This window comes from uncultured Kocuria sp., from assembly GCF_947500125.1.
GTDB lineage: Bacteria > Actinomycetota > Actinomycetes > Actinomycetales > Micrococcaceae > Kocuria.
Map to the genome: position 1 here is coordinate 50456 of NZ_CANMRA010000015.1, position 22446 is coordinate 72901.

A 22446-nucleotide genomic window follows, 5' to 3' on the forward strand; every position below is an offset into this window, starting at 1 on the left:
GGAGACCGGCCCGGCCGGGGATTTGGCACGGGTCGGCAACTCCGGTATCGTTTCTTCTCGGTCCGCAAGGGCCGCAAGAGGGCGTATAGCTCAGACGGTTAGAGCGCTTCGCTGATAACGAAGAGGTCCCAGGTTCAATTCCTGGTACGCCCACGGTTGCCCTTTTCCGCAGGTCAGGAGGCAGGCGTGAACAGGAAAGTGGCTGCGGCCCTCGCCCTGGTCGGGGCGTCGGTCGCGGTGCTCACCAAGCTGCGGGAGGCCGACGCCGACAGGTCCGCCTGGGCGGACGCCACCGACGAGGTGGAGTAGCCCGGACACCGCGGGGACGTGGCGCAATTGGTAGCGCATCTGCTTTGCAAGCAGAGGGTTAGGGGTTCGAGTCCCCTCGTCTCCACCACATCGGATCCCGATCGAGCACACGCTCGGTCGGGATCCCGTCGTCTCCGGACCGGGTCACCGCGCAGGCTCCGCACCAGGGCTCTCCGCACGTCGGAGCGGGGATCTCGTGGCAGACTGGGCGCGTCCCCGCTCGTCCTCCTGGCGAGCTCCCCGGCCGCAGCCGGCTGAGCCGCCCGGAACCCAGGAGAAGCCATGCCCCGAGACGACTTCGCCGACAAGGCGCTCACCCCCCTGCCGGGCATCGACCCCGGCGAACCGCTCGAGAAGGTCAGCGGCTGGAAGGTCGTGGGACCGGGACTGGTGGTCGCGGCCACCGGTGTGGGCGCCGCGGACCTCGTGGCCACGCTCACCGCCGGTTCCCGGTTCGGCTACGGCCTGCTCTGGGCGGTCGTGCTCGGCACGGTCCTGAAGATCATCCTCGTCGAGGGCGCCGGGCGGTACTCCCTGGCCACCGGGCGCACCATCTTCGAGGGATGGCGCTCCCTGGGCCGGTGGACCACCGTCTACTTCGGCCCCTACATCATCATCTGGGGGTTCGTCTACGGCGCTACCGCCATGTCCTCGGCCGCCCTGCCGCTGGCGGCCCTGTTCCCGGTCCTGCCCCTGTGGGCGTGGGCGATCTTCATGGGACTGCTCGGCTTCTCCATGGTCTGGTTCGGCCGCTACGCCCTCGTGGAGCGGCTCGCCGCGCTCATGGTCGGCATCATGTTCGTCGTGGTCGTGGGGCTGGCGGTCATCGCGGTCCCGAACGTCCCCGACATGATCCGCGGCTTCGTGCCGGTCATCCCGGAGGGCGGGCTGGTCTACACCCTCGCGCTGGCCGGCGGGATCGGCGGCACCATCACCCTGGCCGCCTACGGCTACTGGCTGCGGGAGAAGGGCTGGTACCGGCCGCGCTGGATGCGGGTGATGCAGCTGGACAACGCGGCCGCCTACACCGTCACGGGCATCTTCGTGGTCGCGATGCTCATCGTGGGCGTCGAGGTGCTCTACTCCGCGGGCTACGCGATCAGCGCCGGGGACGAAGGACTGCTCGAACTGGGCGAGATCCTCAAGGACCGCTACGGCGACGTCATCGGCACCGCGTTCCTCGTCGGCTTCTGGGCGGCGTCCTTCTCCTCGCTGGTCGGCGTGTGGTCCGGCGTCTCCCTGATGTTCGCCGATTTCTGGGGCAACATCCGCGGCAAGCACAGCGGGCACCCGGACACCGTGACCGGCGGCAAGTACTTCCGGTTCTACCTGCTGTGGCTGACGTTCCCGCCCATGCTCCTGTTCATGCTGGGCCGGCCGGTGTTCCTGATCCTCCTCTACGGCGTGCTGGGCGCCCTGTTCATGCCGTTCCTGGCCCTGACCCTGATCTGGCTGCTCAACACGCGGCGCACGCCCGAGCGCTGGCGCAACGGCGTCTTCACGAACGTCATGCTCGCCGTGTGCGTGGTGCTGTTCACCGTGCTCGGCCTCTACCAGGCGTGGGACACGCTCCAGGACGTGATCGTCTGGTTCCAGGGCTGAGCGGCAGGTCCCCCGCAACGGCAGAGGCCCCCGCTCCCTCCCGGGAGCGGGGGCCTCTGCCCGAACGGGCGGGGATCAGGCCTCGTTCTCGTCCTTCTTGCCCTGGATCTGCTCCTTGACCTCGTGGATCGTGGTCTTGGCGTCGTCACCGACGGCCTTGGCGTTGTCCTTGACCTCGGAGGCCGCCTCCGAGACACCGCCGGACTGGCCGGCCGGGGTGGTCGCGTCCTTGACGTCGTCGACCTGCACGCCGGTGCCGGCGGCCACGGTGGACTGCTGGGCCACCGGGGACGCGGTCACGCGCGGGGACGTGGCCGCGGGGGTCTTCCAGGGGTCCTCGACGGGGCGCGACGCCTTCCAGGCGGCCACGCCGGCGACACCACCGGCCACGAGCAGGCCCAGCAGCAGCAGGCCCTTGTGGGACTTCTCGGCCTTCTTCTGCTGCTTGGCGTAGTCCTTGGCGACCTTCGCGGCGGCCTTCTTCGCGTTCGCCACGGCCTTCTTGTCACCGGTGAGCTTGGCGACGATGGCCTCGAGCTGCTCCGGGGTGTCCGCGTCGGCGAACTTGCCCGCCAGCAGGGCGGCGGCGCCGGCGTACTTCGCCTGCATCGCGGCACGGCTCTCGGAGGCGCGGTCGGCGGCCTTCGCAGCCACGGGGCCCGCGGTCTTGGCGGCCTTCGCCGCGACCGGGGCGGTCACCGCGGCCGCCTTCAGCTTCGCGGAGTCGGAGAACTCGTGCGCACGGCCCAGTCCCTCCTGGACCTTGGGGCCGGCGGTCGCGACGCCACCGGCCAGGGCCGCGGCACCCGCCTCAACGCTGTGCTGGAGCCGGGGCGCGAGATCACCGATCTCCTTGGACGCCCACTTCCCGGCGTCCAGGACCTTGCTCTCCGTGGCCTTCTGCGCCGCGACGGCCTTCTTCTCGCTCTTGGACTTCTTGAAGCTCATGAATCCATCCCTCCTCGGGTCGTGACAATCCACTGTCAGCATACGGGCAGAGCCGTCATGGCAGGAGGGTGCCCCGCGCAATCCCGGGCCTTTTCACTGTGCGCTGAACCCCGTGACCCCGCCGGGGAGGGCCTCCGGGCGCCGTGCAAGAATGAGCGCATGACTTCTGCCATTCCCACCGCCAAGGCGACCATCCACACGAACCACGGCGACATCGTCGTGAATCTGTTCGGCAACCACGCCCCGAAGACCGTCAAGAACTTCATCGGCCTCTCGGACGGCACCCAGGAGTGGAGCGACCCGCGCACCGGCGAGAAGCAGACCGGGCCCCTGTACAAGGACGTGGTCTTCCACCGCATCATCCGCGACTTCATGATCCAGGGCGGGGACCCCCTCGGCCAGGGCATCGGCGGACCGGGCTACGAGTTCGACGACGAGATCCACCCCGAGCTCGACTTCAACGAGCCCTACATCCTGGCGATGGCCAACGCCGGCAAGCGCAACGGCAAGGGCACCAACGGGTCCCAGTTCTTCATCACCACCGCTCCCACCACCTGGTTGCAGGGCAAGCACACGATCTTCGGCGAGGTCGCCGACGACGCCTCCCGGAAGGTCGTCGACGAGCTCAACAACGTCCGCACCGGCGGCATGGACCGCCCGGTCGAGGACTGCGTGGTCACCTCGATCGACGTCGAGCAGCTCTAGATCCGAGCAGTCTCCCCGTCCCGGCGCCGCCGGGACGGGGACCAGCGGCGCAGGCCCGTCCGGAGCGATCCGGACGGGCCTGCGCCGTTCCCGTCCAGTCCACCCCGTCCAGCGATCCGGGCCCGGTCCGGCCCAGGAGGAGTTCCAGTGAGCGGCGAGCGACCGCAGTACGGCGCGTCCACCGGAGGAGAGATCCCGGTGTGCCCGCGCCACCCAGACCGGCCGGCGTACGTGACGTGCCAGCGCTGCGGCCGGCCGACGTGCCCGGAGTGCCAGCGCACGGCCGCGGTGGGCGTCCACTGCGTCGACTGCGTGCAGGAGGCGACGCGCTCGCGCCCGGCGGTGCGCACGAGCCTCGGCGGCCGGGCGGCCCAGGGCTCCCCGATGCTCGTCACGTGGTGGCTCATCGGCGCCAACGCGGTGGTCTACGCGCTGCAGTGGCTCGTGCAGGCGGCGGGGGTGAGCCTGCTGCAGCTGTTCGCCTACGCCCCCGTGACCACGACCTCCGAGCCCTGGCGGATGCTCACGAGCGGGTTCCTGCACTCGATGTCCAGTCCGCTGCACCTGCTCCTGAACATGTACATGCTCTACCTCTTCGGGCGGATGCTCGAGCCGGCACTGGGCCGCGGCCGGTTCCTGCTGCTGTTCCTGCTCTCCGTCCTGGGCGGCTCCGTGGGCGTCCTGCTGCTGTCGCACCCCCTCAGCCTCGTGGTCGGCGCGTCCGGGGGCGTCTTCGGCCTCTTCGGCGCCCTGTTCGTGCTGCAGCGCCACCTGGGGCAGTCCATCACGCCGATCGCGGTGCTGATCGGCGTGAACGTCGTCTTCGGCTTCCTCTTCCCCGGCATCGCCTGGCAGGCGCACCTGGGCGGGCTCGTCACGGGGGCCCTGGTCGCCTTCGGCTACACGCTCGCTACCCGCCGGGGCCGCGGCGCCGGCCGCCGCCGGTGACGCCGTTCCCGCACCCGCCCACTGGGCCCCGCGCGCCGAGGGCGGGGCGTGTTCTCCACAGGGGTTGTCCCCACCTGTCGACAAGTTACACCGGTGGAATTCCACACCTGTGACCAACGGTGTGGACAGCGCCACGGCGGCTTCCACAGCTGTTAATAACGCTGTGGAGAGCGAGCTGTGCACACAGTTCTCCACACCTGTGGACAACGTTGTGCACCGGGTGGGGAGAAGGGGACGGAACGCGCTGCCCGGGACGGCGTTCTCCAGCGATCCTCAGGCCGCGTGCGGAAGACTGGACGGGGGCGGGTCCCGCCGCGCCCACGGACGAGAACGGGAGATCGCGTGCGCGTGCTGCTGGTGGAGGACGAGGTGGACCTCGCGGAGTCGTTGCGCCGCGGTCTCACGAACGAGGGCTTCGTCGTCGACGTCGCCCACGACGGGATCACCGGGGGGTGGCTCGCCCGGGAGAACCCCTACGACGTCGTGGTCCTGGACCTGATGCTGCCCGGCAGGAACGGCTACGCCGTGCTCGAGGACCTGCGCGCCGCCGAGAACTGGGTCCCCGTCCTGATGCTCACGGCCAAGGACGGCGAGTACGACCAGACCGACGCCTTCGACCTCGGCGCCGACGACTACCTCACCAAGCCCTTCAGCTTCCTCGTGCTCGTGGCCCGGCTGCGCGCCCTCATCCGCCGCGGGGCACCCGAACGGCCCGTGGTCCTCACGATCGGGTCCCTCCAGCTGGACCCCGTCCGCCGGACCGTGACCCGGCGCGGGCAGGCACTCGAGCTCACCGCCAAGGAGTACGTCATCCTCCAGTACCTGATGCAGAACGCGGAGAAGGTCGTCTCGAAGCTCGAGATCATGGACAACGCCTGGGACGCCGGCTTCGAGGGCTCGGAGAACATCGTCGAGGTGTACGTGGGCTATCTCCGGAAGAAGATCGACGCGCCCTTCGGCCTCTCGACCCTGCAGACGGTCCGCGGCATGGGCTACCGGCTGGTCCCCGACGAGCCCGGGACCGCGGCGTCGTGACCCCCCGCGGAAGGGGCCTGCTCGACCGGTGGGGGGTGCGGGAGCGCAGCACGGCCGCGGCGGCGCTGCTCATCCTCCTCGTGATGGCCGTCGCGGGAGCCGTGCTGCTCGAGGTCCTGAGCCGCGCGGCCGTGGGGGCCGCCCACGACCAGGCGGTGGCCCGGCAGACGGAGATCCTGCAGGACCTGGGCCTGCCGTGGGGACCGCGCAGCGCCGGGGGTACGGCGGGGGAAACGGCCGTGTTCACGCGGGCCGGTCTCGGCGAGCTGATGCTGCGACTTGGCCGGCCGGGGGTCATCGTGCAGCTCCAGGACGCGGAGGGGCGGGTGGTGGCCGCGTCCCCCGCCAGCGCGCTGGACACGGACCTGTCCGTGCCGGTCCTGGAGCCGGGGCAGTCCTCCGACTCCGCGGCGACCGGGGAGGGACCGGTGCCCGGGACCGGCGACTTCGTGTATGTCGCTCATGGCATGTACATCAACGGTGAGCCCCTGACCCTCACCGTGGCGGTTCCCATGGCGCTGCAGCAGGGCACCCTCCAGACCGTGTCCCTGTTCCTGCTGGTCGGTGGTCCGGTGCTGGCGCTGCTCGGGGCCGCGCTGATGTGGTTCCTCGTCGGCCGCTCCCTCGCGCCGGTGCGGCGCATCACCGGGCAGGTCCGGCGCATCGGCACGGCCCGTCTGGGGGAGCGGGTCGACGTGCCCCCCACCCGGGACGAGATCGCGGTGCTCGCCACCACCATGAACGGGATGCTGGACCGCCTGCAGGCGTCCGACCGCGCGCAGCGGAGGTTCGTCGCGGACGCCTCCCACGAGCTCCGCAGCCCGCTCGCCACCCTCACCACCACGATCGAGGTGGCCGCCTCCGACCCATCCGGGGCGACGTGGCCGGAGGTCGCCCCCGTGCTCAGGTCCCAGTCCCGCCGGATGGGGCGGCTCGTGGAGGACCTCCTGACGCTCGCGAAGATCGACGACGCCGGGCTGCGGCTGCGCACCGCGGACACCGACCTGGACGAGGTGGTCCGGGAGGAGCTGGCCAGGATGCGCCCGGCCTCGCGGCACGAGGTGCGCGTGCACGTGGACCCCGTGCGGGTCCGGGGGGACGCCAGCCGGCTGCAGCAGGTGGTCCGCAACCTGCTCTCCAACGCGGAGCGGCACGCGGACACCTGGATCTCCGTCTCCCTGCGGGCGGAGGGGCAGGAGGCCGTCGTGGACGTGGTCAACGACGGCGACACGATCGCGCCGGTGGACCGGGAGCGGGTCTTCGAGCGGTTCGTGCGGCTCGACGACTCCCGGACCCGGGACACGGGGGGATCCGGACTGGGCCTGGCCATCAGCCGGGAGATCGTCGCGGCCCACCGGGGGACGATCAGCGCGGGCGAGGACCCGCGGGGCCACTGCCGCTTCGAGGTGCGTCTTCCGCGGGAGAGCGGGGACGACGAGGACTGAACGCCTCGCCGTGCTCGTGGTCGCCGTGGCGGCGGTCCCCGGACCGCGTCTCAGCACGCCGTCTCAGCACGCCGTCTCAGTACCCCGCGGCGGCGGCGCCCCAGACCTGCGCGGTCAGCTCCTCGACGCGCTCCGCGGGAGTGCGCTGCGCGAGCAGGGCCTGGGCGACGAGCCGCTGCGCGGTCGAGGCGAGGTGCTCGCGCATGGCGAGCGCCGCCGCCTCCTCGTCGCGGGCGAGGACGGCCTGCACCAGTGCGTCGTGCTCCCGTGCGAGCTCGTCGACGGGCCGTCGCGTCGTGGCGGCCACGACGCCCAGGAAGGCCGTGGTGGTGCGCAGCCGCTCCACGAGCTGGACGGCCTGGGAGTTGCCGGCGACCAGGAGCAGCAGCCGGTGCAGCGCCTCGTCGGCCCGGGCGGTCGCCTCGAGGTCCCCGGTGCGGGCCGCCTCGTGCATCGCCTGCCACTGGGCCCGGATCCGATCGAGCTCCCCGGGCCCCGCGAGACGGGCAGCCCGCCGGGCGGCGGGGACCTCCAAGGCGGTGCGCACCGCGAAGATCTCCGCGACGTCGGTGGGGCTGACCTCGACGATCTCGAAGCCGCGGTTGCGGTGGAACCGGATCAGCCCGGCCTCGCCCAGCCGCAGCAGGCCTTCCCGCACGGGGCTGCGGGAGACGTCCATGGCGGAGGCCAGCTGCTGCACCGAGTACAGCCGCCCGGGCTCCATCTCTCCCGCCGTGATCGCCCGGCGCACCGCGGTCATCACCTGCACGGCGAGCGAGCTGCCGGTCGTGGCGGCCACGGACGGCAGAGCGGGGAGCGCCGCCCCGGGGCGGCCGTCGTCCGGCGAGCGGGCGACGGAGCGGGGTGGGGTGGTCACGGGGTGATCGTCAGCTTGATGTCCCCGGGCCGGTGCTCCTCGGCCCGCTGCATGGCCTCCGCGATCCGCTCGAGGGGGAACTCGGCCCCGATGCAGTGCTCCACGTCGATCTCCCCCTCGGAGATCCGGCGCAGAGCCTCCCGGAAGGAGGTCAGTCCGGGCTCGGCCTGCGCCGCCACGGAGCACTGCAGCCGCAGGTTCTTGCGGAACGCCGTCCACAGCGGGACCTCGGTGGGCCCGTGCCGCTCCGGCAGGCCGAAGAAGCCGACGACGCCCCGGTCGGCCGCGAGCTCCACGGCCTGGTCGCGCAGCACGTCGTGGCCCACGGCCTCGATCACGAGGTCGGCGCCACGGCCCCCGGTGACCTCGGCCACGACCGCGGCGAGGTCCTGCTCCGGCACCCGCACGGGGACGGCGCCCAGTCTCCGGGCGACGTCGAGCCTCCCCGCGTCCAGGTCGGAGGCGACGACGTGCGCGAAGCCCAGCCTCCGGGCCTCCTCCACGAAGAACAGCCCGGCGGAGCCCGCACCCATCACCGCGCACGTGTGCGCCCGGCGGGCGGGCGTCTCCACGGGCCAGAACTGGCGCATGGCGTAGAGGCAGGTGCCGTACTGCTGGGCCATCATGAGCCGCCGCAGCTGCAGGGAGTCCCCGGGGTCCGTGCCGGCGGGCAGCTCGACGACGTGCAGGTCGTCCAGCAGCTGGAGCTCCGCGAAGCACCCGCCCATCTCGCCCTGGGGGACCGTCAGCACGAGGGTGCCCTCCGGGACGCGCTCCGACCGGGACTCGACCACCACACCGACCCCCTCGTGGCCGGGGTAGCCGGGGCGGAGCGGACCCTCCGCGTGGAGCAGCCCGTGGAAGACCGCGTGCAGGTCCGAACCGCAGATCGAGGCGTGCAGCATGCGCACCACCACCTGACCGGGTTCCCGGGCCTGCGGATCGGGCCAGTCGGTGACGGTGATCGTGCTCGTGGTGGGGACGTGGGACCCTCGCATGCGCGCCTCCTGGTGTCGGGCGCGCCGGGCGCCGGTGGGTGACATGCTACCCACGGTGGTGCCCCCGGGACGTGCGTGACGCCGGATTAAACCCGTGGTGCGCCCGGGGTCGCGCCGACGGCCTCGGCGGGGACCGCGAAGACGGGCCGGGGCGACTGCAGCCGGGCGGGCGCGGGCAGCTCCCGGCGCAGGACCCGTTCCCCGCGCTCGAGCTCGAGGGAGAAGCCCGCGACGGCGTGGTGGACGTTCTCGCTCAGCACCGTCCGCTCCACGACCTGCTCGGGGCGGGGCGCCCCGTGCAGCAGCAGCACCGGCTCGCCCTCCCGCAGCTCCTGCTCGACACGGGCCACGGCCTGCATCCAGTGGCTCTCCCGCACGCCGTCCGGGACGCGGAACGGCACGACGACGGCGCCGCCCGCCGCCTCGTGCGCACCCGGGGCCAGGACCCACGCCCGCCGGCCGTGCGGCGGCTCGGCGGGGGGCGTGCGGCCCTCCGCGGGCACGGGCCACACGTAGTCCAGCCCGGCGGGGTCGTCGGGGAAGACCCCGCGGTAGAGCTCCTCGTCCTTGCGCAGCAGGTTCGACCGGTGGGAGCGGTGGAACGCCTCGTCGCCGAGCCACGGGGGCGGCGGGGCCACACCGTCGTCGGGACAGCGGTCCCAGGCCTCGGGGGCGAACTCGCGGATCTGCCACCCCGTGCTGTCGGCCCCGCCGCGGGCGGTCCACTCGTCGACCATCGCCCGGCCGTAGGCGACCAGGGCGGGAACGTGCCCCGACCACATCGCCGTGGCCGGGTGGCGGTACCACCCGTAGCCGGGCACGGTGGCCGCGCGCAGCACCTGCAGGGTCTCCACCCGCTGCTTGCCGAGCCGCTTGCGGTCGAGGACGCGCGCGGAGCGGGCGAAGTCCGGGTACGGGAGAAAGGTCTGCACCGCCCCAGTGTCCTACGGATTCCCGACCCTCACCACCGGACCGGCCCGTGCGCGGGGGACCGCACGGGGGGGGGGACACTGGGGGCATGCCCCTGCCCCGTGCGCTGGAGCCGTTCCGGCTCGGCCGCTACCGCGTGCTCGCCTTCGCGATGTTCGTCAGCGTGTTCGGCGCGGGGATGTGGGCGGTGGCCCTCGTGAACCAGGTCCTGCAGCTGGACGGGACGGCCGTGGACCTCTCCGCCGTGACGGCCACGGGCGCGCTCGGCATGCTCGCCTTCGTGCTCGTGGGCGGGATCGCGGCCGACCGCTTCCCCCTGGCCTCGGTGCTGCGCCTCGTCGAGACCGCCAACCTCCTGACGGCGGGGACCGTCGCCGTCCTGGCCCTGACCGGCGGGCTGCGGATGTGGCAGCTCGCCGCCGCGGCGTTCGTGTTCGGTGCCGGCTTCGGCTTCTTCTACCCGGCCTACTCGGCCTCGCTGCCCCGGATCCTGCCCGCCCGGCAGCTGCTCGCGGCCAACGGGGTGGAGGGCACAGCGCGCCCGCTCCTGCAGCAGGCGGCGGGACCGGCCGTGGCCGGTGCGCTCATCGGGCTGGTCGCGCCCGGTGGGGCGCTCGCCGTGATCGCCCTCTGCCACGCCGCCGCGCTCGCGCTGCTGCTGCGCCTGCACGTGCCCGGCCACGCCGCCGGACCCGGCTCGGAGCCGACCACGGAGTCCGCGGGAGACGCCGCAGGGGATCCCGCGGGGGACTCCGCCGCGGCACCGCACACCGGGGAGCCGTTCCCGGTGCCGGGCGCCGGGGAGCGACCCCCGCCGCAGGAGCCTGTCGGCGCGCTGCGGTCCGTACGGGACGACCTCCTGGAGGGCGTGAGCTACACGGTGCGGACCCCGTGGCTGCTGTGGACCCTGCTGTGGGCGGTGCTTGCGGTGTTCCTGCTGCTGGGACCCCTGGAGGTGCTCGTCCCGTTCCTGGTCCGGGACCGGCTGGGCGGGGACGCCTCCACGTTCGGCTACCTGCTGGCGTGCTACGGCGGCGCCAGCGCGCTGGCCTCCCTGGTGGTCGCGTCGCTGCCCCTGCCGCGGCGCTATCTCAGCTGGATGATCGTGCTGTGGGGGTTCGGGACGCTGCCCTTCGGGCTCGTCGCCACCACCGACTCGTTCTGGGTCATGGCGCTGTGCCTGGCGTTCGTCGGGGCCGGGGACGGCGCGGGCATGGTGCTGTGGGGCACGCTCCTGCAGCGCCGGGTGCCGCGCCACATGCTGGGGCGGGTCTCGAGCCTCGACTTCTTCGTCTCGATCGCCCTCATGCCGGTGTCGATGGCGGTCGCGGGGCCCGTGGCCCAGGTGGTGCCGCTGCCGGTGATCTTCTGGACCGTGGCCCTGCTGACCCCGGCGCTCGGACTCGGTGCCCTGTGGGCCGGGCGGATGCGCGAGGACGAGATCGCGCATCCGCTGGCCGGCTGAGCAGCACCGCCGCGCCCCGCGGGAGCACGGGCGAGAGCCCGGGGCACGGGCCGCGTCCGTCCGGGACGCGGCCCGGCCCCTGTCGCGGGGCGGGCGGTGGACGGCCTGCCGGTCAGTACGCCTTGACGCGCTGCTCCACGATCAGGTGGATCAGGGCGAAGCGGCCCTCCTCGTCGATAGCCGTCAGGGCGGCCTCGAGCGCGCCGGGGATCTCGGCGTCGGTCTCCACGCGCACCCCGAACCCGCCGAAGGCCTGGGCCATGAGGGCGAAGTCGGGGTTCTTCAGCTGCGTGCCCGAGACCCGGTCCGGGTAGTCCCGCTCCTGGTGGGTGCGGATCGTGCCGTACTCCTGGTTGTCCATCACGATCACCAGAGGGGTGGCCCCGTACTGGGCGGCGGTGGCCAGCTCCTGGCCGTTCATCAGGAACTCGCCGTCACCGGCGATCGTCACCACGCGCCGGCCCGGGTAGCGCAGGGACGCGGCCACGGCCGAGGGCACCGAGTAGCCCATCGAGCCGTTGCGGGCCGAGATCATCGAGGCGTACCCCTTGGCGGGGAAGTAGCGGTGCGCCCAGTTGGTGTGCTCGCCGGCGCCGAAGGTGCACATGGCGTCGTCGGGCAGCCCCGCCACGAGGTGGGCCATCATGGTGTCCATCCGGGCCCGGCCCCCGGACGGCTCCGTGGACACGGGGGTGGAGAAATCGACCTGCTGCGCCCGCAGCCGTGCGGTCCACTCCTTCCACTGCTCCTTGGCCGGCAGGTCGATGCGCACGAGGTCGCGCACGAACACGTCGGGCTTGGCCACGATCTGGTAGGACACCGGCCCGGAGCGCCCGCGCAGGGACGGGTCGATGGTGACCAGGAAGTTCTTCTTCCCCCAGTCCTGGCGGACCAGGAACCCGTTGGTGATCACGTCGCCGGGGACGGTGCCCACGAAGACCAGCAGGTCGGTCTCCTCGAGCATGTCGAAGGTCGGCTGGGGGCGGCCGTAGCCGATCGGGCCCACGTAGGAGTCGGAGTCGAACGGGACGGTGCCCTGGGTGCGCCACTCCGCCGCGGCCGGCAGGTGGTGCTCCTCCAGCCACGTCGTGAGTCCCTGCGCGCCCTCGAGGGTCCAGTCGTTGCCGCCGGTCACGAACAGGGGCTTCTCGGCGCCCTCCAGGGCGTCGCGCAGCGCCTTCCAGTCGTTGACCGTCATCCCGCCGTGGGCCACCGGGATCGGCGGGTGCAGGGTCGCGTCGATCTCGGCCTTGATGATGTCCTCGGGCAGCCCGACCACCACGGGGCCGGGCCGGCCGGAGTTGGCGGCGAACATCGCCTCGGCCACGATCTCGGAAGCCCGCTCGGCGTGGTCCAGGACCATCACGCGCTTGGCCCCGGAGTCGAACCAGGCGTGCGGGTCGAACTCCTGGAACGCCTCCTTGTCCCGGTGCTCGAAGGGGATCAGCCCCACGAACAGCACCATGGGGGTGGAGTCCTGCCAGGAGGTGTGCAGGCCCACGTGGGCGTTGGCCGCACCGGGCCCGCGGGTCACCATGGCCACGCCGGGGGTGGAGTTCATCTTGCCGTCGGCCTCGGCCATGTAGGCCGCCCCGCCCTCGTGCCGGCACACGATGGTCTCGATCGGGGAGTGGTGCAGTCCGTCGAGCACGTCCAGGTAGGACTCGCCGGGCACCACGTAGGTGCGCTCGACGCCGTGCGCCACGAGCGTGTCCACGATGACGTGGCCCGCCGACTTGCGGGCGGTGGTCTGTGCGGGGGATGCGGGGTCCGCAGTGGTCTGGGTCAACGTGGGTCCTTTTCGCCGTTGAAAATGGAGCAGTGGGGCTGGGCAGGCCGGAAGCGGCTCGGGGATCCCGGCCTCGCGCAGTTCTTTCGAAAATACCCGATGGGGGCGGCGATCCGTGTCCTGGGGGTCACGCAGCGGTAAAGAAGGACGCACAGCGCCCGGGGCGTGCCGTGCGGTCCCGGGCCGGGACGGCGGTCCGTGCGGCAGGGTCCGGGGACGACGACGGCCGGCCTCCCCGTCGGTGGGGAGGCCGGCCGTCGTCGCCGGGGGAACTGCCGCCGGTTCAGTCCTGCATGTCCTCGAGCTCGATGCCGGTGGTCTCACGGACCATCTTGACCGTGAAGAGCAGGGACATGAGCGCGAAGAAGGCGTAGAGCCCGTAGGCGACGCCGAGGGAGAAGGCGGCCAGGGCCGGGAAGGTCACGGTGACCAGCCAGTTGGCGATCCACTGCACGAACCCGGCCACGGCCAGCGCGGCGCCGCGGATCCGGTTCGGGAACATCTCGCCCAGCAGGACCCACATCATGGGGCCCCACGAGACGCCGAAGAAGACCACGAAGAGGTTGGCGGCCACGAGCGCGATCGGGCCGGAGGTCGGGCCGAGATCGGGCTGGCCGTTCACGACGTTCGCGGTGGCGAACACGACGGCGAGGGTGCCCAGCATGAGGGTCATGCCCGCCGAGCCGACGAGCAGGAGCCGGCGCCGCCCCACCTTCTCGACGAGGGCGATCGCCACGACGGTCACCGCGACGTTGACCACGGACGTGATCACGGTGATGGTGAACGAGTTCGACTCGGTGAAGCCCACGGCCTGCCAGAGCACGTTCGAGTAGTAGAAGATCACGTTGATGCCCACGAACTGCTGCAGCGCGGCGAGGCCGATGCCGACCCACACGATGGGCTTGAGGCCGGCGGTCCGGCCCCTGAGGTCGGACATCCGGGGCTTGTGCTCGCTCCGGAGGGACTCCTTGATGAGGCGCACGCGTTCGGTCGCCGACGCGGAGCCCTGGAGATTGGCCAGCACGGCCTGGGCCTCGTCCGAGCGGCCGTCCTCGACCAGGTAGCGGGGGGACTCCGGGATCGTGAAGGCGCCGATCAGGTAGGCGAGAGCGGGAACGGCCTCGGCCATGAACATCCAGCGCCAGGCCTCGAGGCCCCACCACAGCTCCTCGGTGGACCCGCCGGCCATGCCGGCGAGCCAGGCGTCCACGGCGAGGGAGATGAAGATGCCGAGCACGATGCCCATCTGCTGCAGCGAGCCGAGCCGTCCGCGCACGGCCGCCGGGGCGACCTCCGCGATGTAGGCGGGGGCGATGACGGAGGCCACGCCCACGCCGACGCCGCCCACGATGCGCCAGAAGATCAGCCAGCCGAAGCTGTCGACCACGCCGCAGCCGATGGCGCTGACGAGGAAGAGCACCGCCGCGATCTTCATGACGGGCACGCGGCCCAGGGCGTCGGCCACGCGGCCGCCGAAGAAGGCGCCCGCCGCCGCGCCGAGCAGGGCGGAGGCCACGGCGAAGCCGAGAGGTCCCGGGCTGACGCCGAACTCCTCCTGGATGGCGGAGACCGCGCCGTTGATGACGGCGGAGTCGTAGCCGAAGAGGAAACCGCCGAAGGCGGCGATGATGCTGATCCGGAGGACCGCCGAGGTGTTCGGATGCTCCTCGACCGTCGGGGTCGTGGCGTCTTGGCTCATCGGACAGCTCCCTTGCTGGTGGAGAGATCGGCGTGCGGTCGGCACGTGCCGACCGCCGCACCTCCGTGGTGGACGCGCCCGCCGACGCCGACGGGTTCTTGTGACGCGGTCCACACTAAAACTCGGTGCGCTGAATGTCCATTAGTCGAAGACGACAGGGGCCCGGCGTGTCATCTTCCCGGACCGGCCCCGACGGGCAGCTCCGCGTGCTGCAGCGCGAGGATCACGGCACCCGCCACGTGGGCCTCGATCCCCAGCCGGGCGGCCTCGATCCGCAGGTCCTGGACGCTGCCGCGGACCCCGTGACGGGAGACGACCTCGCGCAGCGGGGCGAGCAGCAGCTCACCGGCCCGGGCGATCTCGCCGCCGACGACCACGAGCTCGGGATTGATGGTGTTGCACAGGTTGGCCACCGCGGTGCCGAGCAGGCGTCCGGTGTCGCCGATGACCCGTCCGCAGCCGACGTCACCCGCGAGGGCCGCGCCCACGAGGTCGGGCACGGTCAGGTCGGCGCCGTGGGTGGCGGTCAGCAGGCCGGTGACGTCCCTGGAGGAGACGTAGGTCTCGAGGCACCCGCGGTTGCCGCACCGGCACACCCGCCCGTGCTCGTCGACGGTGGTGTGGCCGAGCTCCCCGGCGGAGCCGGTGGCGCCGCGGAACAGAGAGCCGTTGAGGATCAGTCCCGCCCCCACACCGTGGCCGATCTTGAGGTAGGCCATGTGCCGGGCTCCGCGTCCGGCGCCCCAGGCGTGCTCGCCGAGTGCGCCCGCGTTGGCGTCGTTCTCGACGACCACGGGCAGCCCGAGCCGGTGGCCGGCCTCCTCGCGCACGTCGATCCCGCTCCACGCGGGCAGGATCGCGCTCGCACTCACCAGCCGGCCCTCGAGGTCCACGGGAGCGGGGAGGGTGAGACCGGCGGCGAGCAGACCGGACCGTGGGGTGCCGTGGTCCCGGAGCAGGACGTCGAGGGTCCGGCCGACCAGCTCGAGGTCCTCGGCGAAGCGGTGCTCGTCGGGCAGCTCGTGGCGCCGCTGGGCGAGGATCCGCTGGTTCAGGTCCGCGACGGCCACCGTGACGTGGCGGTGTCCCACGTCGATGCCGACCACGTGGCCGGCCGAGCCCCGGAAGCCGATGAGCTGGCCCCGGCGGCCGGCGCCGTCCGTCTCCATGACCAGCAGCCCGGCGTCGATCAGCTGGTGCACGATGTTGGACACCGTCGAGGGCGCCAGCGCGGTGCGCCGGGAGATCTGGGCCTGGGTGAGGTGCCCGTCCCGGCGCACCGTCTCGAGCACGCGCCGCTGGTTGGCGTTGCGCAGGGACGTCTGCGAACCGGGGGGAACAGGGGGCCCGACGGACTCGGACATCGTCGTCCTCTTTCACCGGTGAACGTGAACAGGAGTGTCATTCTAATCGGCGTTCACAGGTCGAAGACAGAGGAGGGCGGTCCGGAGCCGCCGCGCCGGAGGGCCGGGCCGGGCGGCGCCTCCCGTCCGCCGGTCCTCAGAGCACCTTGCCGGCCTCGGCGATCAGTCCCTTCGTGGCGGCGACCTGCGCGCGGGAGGCCGCGACGAAGTGCTCGGACCGGGTCACCACGGTGGGCACCGTGGCGTTGCCGTCGTTGAGCGACTCGACGAACGCCAGGGCGTCCCGGTCCTCCCAGATGTTGGTCCACGCGGCCCGTGCGGCGTCCGGGCCGAGTCCACGTTCGAGCATGCCGCAGAACGGGCATCCGGGCCGCCAGTAGATGGCCACTCCGCCCTCCTCCACGTGCTGCACGGCCTCGGCGTGGGAGACGGCCGGGCGGGTGCTGCGGGACGGGTCCTTCTTGAACACGGGTGCTCCTCACGGGTCGGACGGCAGGGGGAGAGTGGCGGTCCAGTCTAGCGGGGCGGGTGTCCAGGACGGGCTGTCCCCTGATCGGGGGACAACCCGGTGAGGCGTCCCCGGGCGACGACTCCTCTCCGGCTGGACTGTTCGCTGCGCCGAGCAGCCGTTATCGGTGGATTTCTTTGTGAATTCGTGCAGTTCCACGTGAAACCCGAGGACATCGAACGTTCATCACCCTGAACCGGATGACAAGCCCTGGATCCGCCGGATGAAAGACGCGCAGCGTCACACAGGCGCTCGGACCGTCCCGTTTCCGGTCGCAAGCTTCATGATTTGTCATTCTCTGTACCGATTCGGGGAATTCTTCCCGAACTCTCTTGCCACCCGGGTCTCCGGAGATCCGGGGAACGTGGCGTGTGTCATGGTGGTGGGCATGGCAATTCCGGCGCAGCACTCTTCCCCCCGGCCGGCCCGCTCCACCTGGTCCCTCCCCCAGCTGCACCAGTGGGTGGTCGTCCCCTTCATCGTCGTGCTGGTCACGGCGACGGTGGGACGGCTGCTGGTGTACTCCCCGGGGGTCGCGGCACAGGAGACCGAGGTCCTGCACCGGCTCGACGCGGCACGCCTCGGCGTCCTCGACGCACTCGCACTCGTCCTCCACCACGCGTTCTCCACCCCGGGCGCCTTCGCGATCATCGCCGCTCTCACCGCGTGGCTCGCCCTCGCGCGCCGGCGCCCCTGGGACGCCGCCGGCTTCGCCGTCACCGCGCTCTCCGGCTGGGCCGCGGTCGGGATGGTGAAGGTCGCCGTCGGCCGCCCCCGGCCGGACAGCACGGCGTTCCCGGAGCCCCTCGTCCTCGTGGACGGCCTCACGTCCTTCCCCTCCGGGCACGCGGGAGCCGCTCTGGCCATCGCGGCGGCGTTCTGCCTCGCGGTGCGCCGGTCGAGGTTCGCCTCCGCCGTCCTCGTCGCGGGACTGGGCACGGCCGTGCTGGTCGGGCTGTCCCGCCTCTACCTGGGCGTGCACTACCCCCTCGACGTCCTCGCCTCGTTCCCCGTCGCGTGGGCGGGTCTGGCCGTGGGGTGCGGCCTCGCCAACCACCTCGTGCCCGCGCTCGCCTACGGGTTCGGCTGGCAGCAGGAGGACGCGGCGTGGCACGACGCCGAACAGCACCCCGTCACCCAGGAGGACCCGGTGGAGGACGTTCGTCCCGACACCGCACGGGTGCCGGTCGTGGCCCGGCGGACGGACCACCACGCCGCCTGACGCGCGGACCGCACCGGTCCGGACGACCGCGGGCCGTGGCGACCGCGGGCTGTGGCGACCCCCCGGACCGTGGCGACCGCGGGCCGTGGCGAACCCCGGACCGTGGCCGCACCCCGGCCGGCACGTCCGCGGACCCGGGAGACCGGGATCCTGCGCGGTCGTCGAGAGCCGGGGAGGGTCTTGCGGGACATCGCCGGACGGGGACGCCCCGGAGCCTCGGCTCCGGGGCGTCCCCGCCGCGTCTCAGGGCTGGATCCGCCGGTGGAAGGGCCACCAGATGGCCCGGCCGATGTCGTAGGTCAGGGCCGGCACCAGCAGCGACCGGACGATCAGCGCGTCCAGGAGCACACCGAACGCCACGATGAACGCCAGCTGCACCAGGAACATGATCGGGATGACGGCCAGCGCCGCGAACGTGGCCGCGAGCACGATGCCGGCCGAGGTGATCACCCCGCCGGTGAGGGTGAGCCCCCGGAGGATGCCCGCCCGGGTGCCGTGGACCAGCGACTCCTCCCGCACCCGGGACATCAGGAAGATGTTGTAGTCGATGCCCAGCGCCACGAGGAAGACGAAGCCGAAGAGCGGGACCGAGGGGTCCGCGCCGGGCAGGTCCAGGACGTTGTTGAACACCAGGGCGGAGACGCCCAGGGCCGTGAAGAAGGAGACCACGGTCGTGAGGATCAGCAGCACCGGCGCCAGGACGGAGCGCAGCAGCAGCATCAGGATCAGGGTGATGACCACGAGGATCACCGGGATGATGAGCGTGCGGTCGGCGATCGAGGTCTCGTTGGTGTCGATGTTCGTCGCCGTGGTGCCCCCCACGAGGATCTCCGCGTCGGCCGCGCGCAGGTTCTCGCGCAGCTCCCGCACGGTCTGCTCGGCCTCGGGGGAGTCGGCGGCGTCGGACAGCGTGGCCTGCAGCTGGTAGAGGCCCTGGGCCTCCGTCGGCTCGGCCGCGGCGAAGGGCCCGGCCGGGGGCGGGGCGTCCTCCCCGAGGGGCAGGGTGCCGGACGGGGAGTCGTTGGAGACGGCGACGACGCCGGCGACCCCCTCGGTGCCCTCGACCGCCTCGACCGCGGCGTCCAGGGACCCGGTCGGGACCAGGAGGACCGCGGGACTGCCGGAGCCGCCGGGGAAGTGCTGGGCGAGGGCCTCCTGGCCGTCACGGGCCGGGGACTCGCCGAGCACGAGCTCGCTCTGCTCCACGCCCGAGGCCTGGAACTGGGTGCTGAACCCGGCGAGGGCGAGGAGCACCACCGTGGTCACCACCCAGATCGCCCGCGGGGCCCGGGCCACGAACCGGGCCGCCGAGGCCCACACGCCCCGGCCCTCGACGGTCGGACGGGTGCCGGCCCCGTGCTCGACCACGCGCACGCGCTCCCCGCCCGAGGCGTCGTACCGGGGGCGGAACGGCCAGAAGGCCCCTCGTCCCGTGGCGTAGAGGACGGCGGGCAGGAAGGTCAGCGCCGCCAGGACGGACATCACGATGCCGACGGACGCCACCGGGCCCAGCGCCTTGTTCGAGGCGAGGTCCGAGAGCAGCAGGCACAGCAGACCCGCGATGACGGTGGCGCCGGAGGCGACGATCGGCTCGACCGAGCCCTTGAGGGCCGCCCGGGTGGCCTCCGCCCGTCGCCGGTGGTGCAGCAGGGCGTCCCGGTACCGGGCCGTGTACAGCAGCGAGTAGTCGGTGGCGGCGCCGACCACGAGGATGAACAGGATGCCCTGCACCTGTCCGCTGATGGTCACGATCTCGTTGGCCGCCAGCCAGTACACGACCAGGATGGCGGCGCTGAGGGCGAAGACCGAGGTCAGCAGGACCAGGACGGGCAGCACGGGGGACCGGTAGACCACGAGGAGGATCACGAAGACCACGGCCAGCGCCACGCCCAGCAGGAGCCCGTCGATGCCCTCGAAACCGGCCACGAGATCGGCCGTGAACCCGGCCGGGCCCGTGACGTAGCTCTGCAGCCCCTCCGGCCGGTCGGTCTCGAACCGGTCCGAGAGCGCCTCGACGTCGTCGACGACCTCGCCGTCGGGCAGGGGCACGACGAGCTGGAGGGCCTCCCCGTCCTCGGAGGGGATCAGGGGCGAGGTCTCGCCCTCGGGCAGTCCGCTCTCCTGCACCGAGGCGGCGGCCTCCTCGGCCCACGCCCGGTCCGCGCCGGTCAGCCCGCCCTCCCGGGCGAGGAGGACGATCGCCGGGATCGCCTCCGCGTCCCGGAACTCGCCCTGCAGCTGCGTGACCCGGGTGGACTCGGTGGACTCGGGCAGGAAGCTCGACTGGTCGTTGGTGGAGACCTCGGAGATCTTCCCGAAGTACGGACCGCCCACGCCCGCCACCGCCAGCCACCCGACGATCAGCAGCGCCGGGAGCAGGATCCGCAGCAGCGTGGTCCAGCGGGAACGGGGCGGGGGTTCGGGTGACTCGGGGGTCCCGGCCCACGGGGCGGGACGGGACGCGGTGGGGGCCGGGGTGGTCATGGCGGGCCTTTCACGAGCGGCAGGAGCAGGTCGGAGCCGCGGCGACCGACGGACCCCACCGCGGGACCGGAGGCGCCGGGGTCTGGGACCAGACTAATATTTCGAAAACAGAAATAAAATCCCGGGCTCAGTCGTAGACGGCCTTGACGCACAGCACCGGGCAGGGGCTCTCGAGAAGGACGCGCTGCGCCGTGCTCGCCATGATGATCTTGCCCACGGGAGATCGCCGCCGGATGCCCAGCACGATGAGCTCGGCCTCGTGGTCACGGGCGGTGTCGAGGATGACGTCGGCCGGGTCGCTGTCGTGGTCGGGTTCCCGCAGCTCGTAGTTCAGTCCGGAGCGCGTGAGCTTCTCCTGCTCCACGTCGATGTCCGCGCCCACCTCGGGGGGCTGGTGACGCTTCGGCCGGGGCTGCACCACCACCAGGTCGGTGCCGCGGCGCTCGGCCTCCAGGATGGCGGCGTCCAGGGCCGCGTGTCCGGGGGCGGTGGGCATGTATCCGACGACGACGGTCACGGGTTCTCCTCGGGTAGCGGCGCGGCAGGGGTGTGGAGGACCGCCGGGTCAGGGACCGCGGTGCGGGTCGGTCCCCTCGGGCTCGTCCTCCATGCGGGCGAGGGCCTCAGGGTGCTCGAACCGCACCTTGCGGCCGAGGAACAGGCGGTCGTAGAGGAAGTTGACGATCCACAGGCCCAGCCCGATCAGCAGCAGGACCACGGCGATCTGGTACTCGATGAGGTCCTGCGCCCACGGCCCCACGAGGTAGGCGCAGGTGACCGCGCCCAGGTAGGGCAGGACCCGGGGGGCGTGGAAGTAGTCGTGCGTGGGGGTGTGGTCCTTGCGCAGGATGATCGCCGCGATGTTGACGATGGTGAACACACCCAGGAGGAGGAGGGCCGTGGTGCCGCCGAGGGCGCTGGCCGTTCCGCTGCCGAGGAGGTTGTTGATCACGACGATCAGGGCCATCGCCAGGAGGGTCGTGAACACGATGGCGGACCAGGGGGTGCGCCGGCCGTGCAGGACGTGGCCGAGGAAGTCCGGCAGCACGCCCTGGCGGGCCATGCCGTAGAGCAGCCGGGAGGCCATGAGCATGTTGATCAGCGCGGTGTTGGCCACGGCGAAGATCGTCAGGAACGGGTAGATCGTGTCGATGGGGATGTTGGGGGCGCCGATCCGGACCATGTCCAGCAGCGGCGTGGTCGACTCGCCGAGCACGCCGATGGGCACGACCGCCACGGTGAAGATGGAGACCAGGATGTACACGACCCCCGTCAGGCCCAGGCCGAAGAGCATCACGCGCGGGAAGTCGCGGCTGGGGTCCTTGGTCTCCTCGACCATGTTCACGGAGTCCTCGAAGCCCACGAAGGAGAAGAACGCGAGCGAGGTGACGGCGGTGAGGGCCAGGAAGATGCCCTTGTCCTCGGAGGTCTCGAAGACCATCGTCTGGCTGAAGTCGGCCTGGCCCTGGAACGAGGCCCAGAAGCCCACGAGGATGACGATGAGCAGGCCGGTGAGCTCGATGGAGGTCAGCACCACGTTGAACGCGAGGCCCTCGGTGACGCCGCGGATGTTGATGGCGGCGAGGATCGCGATGAAGATCACGGCGATCACGGTGATGGTCGTGGTGTTCACCTCGAGGCCGAAGCCGCGGGCGAAGTTCGAGGCCACGGCCGAGGCCGCCGTCGAGGCGGAGGTCAGGCCCGAGCTGAGCACCGCGAAGGTCACCAGGAAGGTGATGAAGTGGATGCCGAAGGCCTTGTGCGTGTACAGCGCGGCGCCCGAGGCGCCGGGGTACTTGGTCACGAGCTCGAGGTAGGAGAACGCCGTGATGGTGGCCACCACGAAGGCCACGAGGATCGGGGCCCACGCGGCGCCGCCGATCTCGCCGGCGATGTTGCCGGTGAGGGCGTACACGCCGGTGCCGAGGATGTCGCCCACGATGAACAGCAGGAGCAGGCCGGGGCCCATGACGCGCTTGAGCTCGGGCTGCGGACGGGACCGGGTCTGGGAGTCGGCTGACTGAGCCATCGGATGCCTCGAATCGGTGGTGACGGGCTGCGGACCCCGGCGGACGGTGATCGTGGCCACAGCCTATGCCACGTCCTGTGTCCGGCCCA

The 22446-nt window shown here is 72.1% G+C and carries 19 protein-coding genes and 2 tRNA genes; 10 read left to right on the forward strand and 11 right to left on the reverse strand.

Annotated elements, in window-relative coordinates:
- Positions 1 to 79 precede the first annotated feature (79 nt).
- The 4 genes from Q0817_RS11345 to Q0817_RS11360 all read left to right on the forward strand — a co-directional run bounded on the left by Q0817_RS11345 (position 80) and on the right by Q0817_RS11360 (position 1911).
- Positions 80 to 153 (forward strand) — tRNA-Ile (locus tag Q0817_RS11345).
- 33 nt (positions 154 to 186) lie between these two features.
- Complete coding sequence (locus Q0817_RS11350) at positions 187 to 309, forward strand: hypothetical protein (RefSeq protein WP_269433307.1); 123 nt, start codon at positions 187 to 189, stop codon at positions 307 to 309.
- A gap of 12 nt (positions 310 to 321) precedes the next feature.
- Positions 322 to 397: transfer RNA gene (locus Q0817_RS11355), tRNA-Ala, on the forward strand.
- A gap of 194 nt (positions 398 to 591) precedes the next feature.
- A complete protein-coding gene (locus tag Q0817_RS11360; protein WP_298587429.1) occupies positions 592 to 1911 on the forward strand; it encodes an Nramp family divalent metal transporter in 1320 nt (439 codons plus the stop codon).
- Between the two features lie 75 nt (positions 1912 to 1986).
- Here the strand turns inward: Q0817_RS11360 and Q0817_RS11365 are convergent, their stop codons facing one another.
- Positions 1987 to 2859: a hypothetical protein gene (locus Q0817_RS11365; RefSeq protein ID WP_298587432.1), complete on the reverse strand. Its 873-nt coding sequence runs from the start codon at positions 2857 to 2859 to the stop codon at positions 1987 to 1989.
- Positions 2860 to 3018: 159 nt separating this feature from the next.
- Between Q0817_RS11365 and Q0817_RS11370 the strand changes: the two genes are divergently transcribed.
- From Q0817_RS11370 to Q0817_RS11385, 4 genes are all read left to right on the forward strand, one after another.
- Entirely contained in the window at positions 3019 to 3564 is a 546-nt protein-coding gene (locus tag Q0817_RS11370) for a peptidylprolyl isomerase (RefSeq protein WP_298587436.1), read from the forward strand.
- 147 nt (positions 3565 to 3711) lie between these two features.
- On the forward strand, positions 3712 to 4512 hold the full coding sequence (locus Q0817_RS11375) for a rhomboid family intramembrane serine protease (RefSeq protein ID WP_298587440.1): 801 nt from the start codon (positions 3712 to 3714) through the stop codon (positions 4510 to 4512).
- Positions 4513 to 4854: 342 nt separating this feature from the next.
- Positions 4855 to 5547: a response regulator transcription factor gene (locus Q0817_RS11380; protein WP_298587443.1), complete on the forward strand. Its 693-nt coding sequence runs from the start codon at positions 4855 to 4857 to the stop codon at positions 5545 to 5547.
- Positions 5544 to 6992 carry an ATP-binding protein gene (locus Q0817_RS11385; protein WP_298587446.1) on the forward strand — a complete coding sequence of 483 codons (1449 nt, stop codon included), beginning with the start codon at positions 5544 to 5546 and terminating at the stop codon, positions 6990 to 6992. The genes Q0817_RS11380 and Q0817_RS11385 overlap by 4 nt, the downstream gene beginning before the upstream one ends.
- A 76-nt stretch (positions 6993 to 7068) precedes the next feature.
- Here the strand turns inward: Q0817_RS11385 and Q0817_RS11390 are convergent, their stop codons facing one another.
- The 3 genes from Q0817_RS11390 to Q0817_RS11400 form a co-directional block, all read right to left on the reverse strand.
- Positions 7069 to 7869, reverse strand: coding sequence for a GntR family transcriptional regulator (locus tag Q0817_RS11390; protein ID WP_298587449.1), 801 nt, complete (start codon positions 7867 to 7869; stop codon positions 7069 to 7071).
- Positions 7866 to 8867, reverse strand: a complete 1002-nt coding sequence (locus Q0817_RS11395) for a zinc-binding dehydrogenase (RefSeq protein ID WP_298587452.1) — start codon at positions 8865 to 8867, stop codon at positions 7866 to 7868. Before Q0817_RS11395 ends, Q0817_RS11390 begins: the two co-directional genes overlap by 4 nt.
- Before the next feature lie 86 nt (positions 8868 to 8953).
- Positions 8954 to 9799, reverse strand: coding sequence for an MSMEG_6728 family protein (locus Q0817_RS11400; RefSeq protein ID WP_298587454.1), 846 nt, complete (start codon positions 9797 to 9799; stop codon positions 8954 to 8956).
- 86 nt (positions 9800 to 9885) lie between these two features.
- Between Q0817_RS11400 and Q0817_RS11405 the strand changes: the two genes are divergently transcribed.
- A complete protein-coding gene (locus Q0817_RS11405) occupies positions 9886 to 11262 on the forward strand; it encodes an MFS transporter (RefSeq protein WP_298587457.1) in 1377 nt (458 codons plus the stop codon).
- Between the two features lie 112 nt (positions 11263 to 11374).
- On the opposite strand, the gene Q0817_RS11410 is transcribed toward Q0817_RS11405, so the two are convergent.
- The 4 genes from Q0817_RS11410 to Q0817_RS11425 form a co-directional block, all read right to left on the reverse strand.
- Positions 11375 to 13051, reverse strand: a complete 1677-nt coding sequence (locus Q0817_RS11410) for a thiamine pyrophosphate-dependent enzyme (RefSeq protein WP_298587460.1) — start codon at positions 13049 to 13051, stop codon at positions 11375 to 11377.
- 283 nt (positions 13052 to 13334) lie between these two features.
- Positions 13335 to 14750: a sugar porter family MFS transporter gene (locus Q0817_RS11415; RefSeq protein ID WP_298587463.1), complete on the reverse strand. Its 1416-nt coding sequence runs from the start codon at positions 14748 to 14750 to the stop codon at positions 13335 to 13337.
- A 170-nt stretch (positions 14751 to 14920) separates the two neighbouring features.
- Entirely contained in the window at positions 14921 to 16114 is a 1194-nt protein-coding gene (locus Q0817_RS11420) for an ROK family transcriptional regulator (protein ID WP_298587466.1), read from the reverse strand.
- A 136-nt stretch (positions 16115 to 16250) separates the two neighbouring features.
- The gene (locus Q0817_RS11425) at positions 16251 to 16583 is read right to left on the reverse strand and encodes a glutaredoxin domain-containing protein (RefSeq protein ID WP_298587469.1); all 333 of its coding nucleotides are present in this window, start codon (positions 16581 to 16583) and stop codon (positions 16251 to 16253) included.
- Positions 16584 to 17010: 427 nt separating this feature from the next.
- Here Q0817_RS11425 and Q0817_RS11430 point away from each other — a divergent pair, with 427 nt between their 5' ends.
- Entirely contained in the window at positions 17011 to 17844 is an 834-nt protein-coding gene (locus tag Q0817_RS11430; protein WP_298587472.1) for a phosphatase PAP2 family protein, read from the forward strand.
- A 243-nt stretch (positions 17845 to 18087) separates the two neighbouring features.
- Here Q0817_RS11430 and Q0817_RS11435 read toward each other — a convergent pair whose 3' ends face one another.
- The 3 genes from Q0817_RS11435 to Q0817_RS11445 all read right to left on the reverse strand — a co-directional run bounded on the left by Q0817_RS11435 (position 18088) and on the right by Q0817_RS11445 (position 22357).
- On the reverse strand, positions 18088 to 20328 hold the full coding sequence (locus Q0817_RS11435; RefSeq protein WP_298587477.1) for an efflux RND transporter permease subunit: 2241 nt from the start codon (positions 20326 to 20328) through the stop codon (positions 18088 to 18090).
- A 127-nt stretch (positions 20329 to 20455) separates the two neighbouring features.
- Entirely contained in the window at positions 20456 to 20845 is a 390-nt protein-coding gene (locus Q0817_RS11440) for a universal stress protein (protein WP_298587479.1), read from the reverse strand.
- Between the two features lie 48 nt (positions 20846 to 20893).
- On the reverse strand, positions 20894 to 22357 hold the full coding sequence (locus Q0817_RS11445; RefSeq protein ID WP_298587482.1) for an APC family permease: 1464 nt from the start codon (positions 22355 to 22357) through the stop codon (positions 20894 to 20896).
- Between the last annotated feature and the right edge of the window lie 89 nt (positions 22358 to 22446).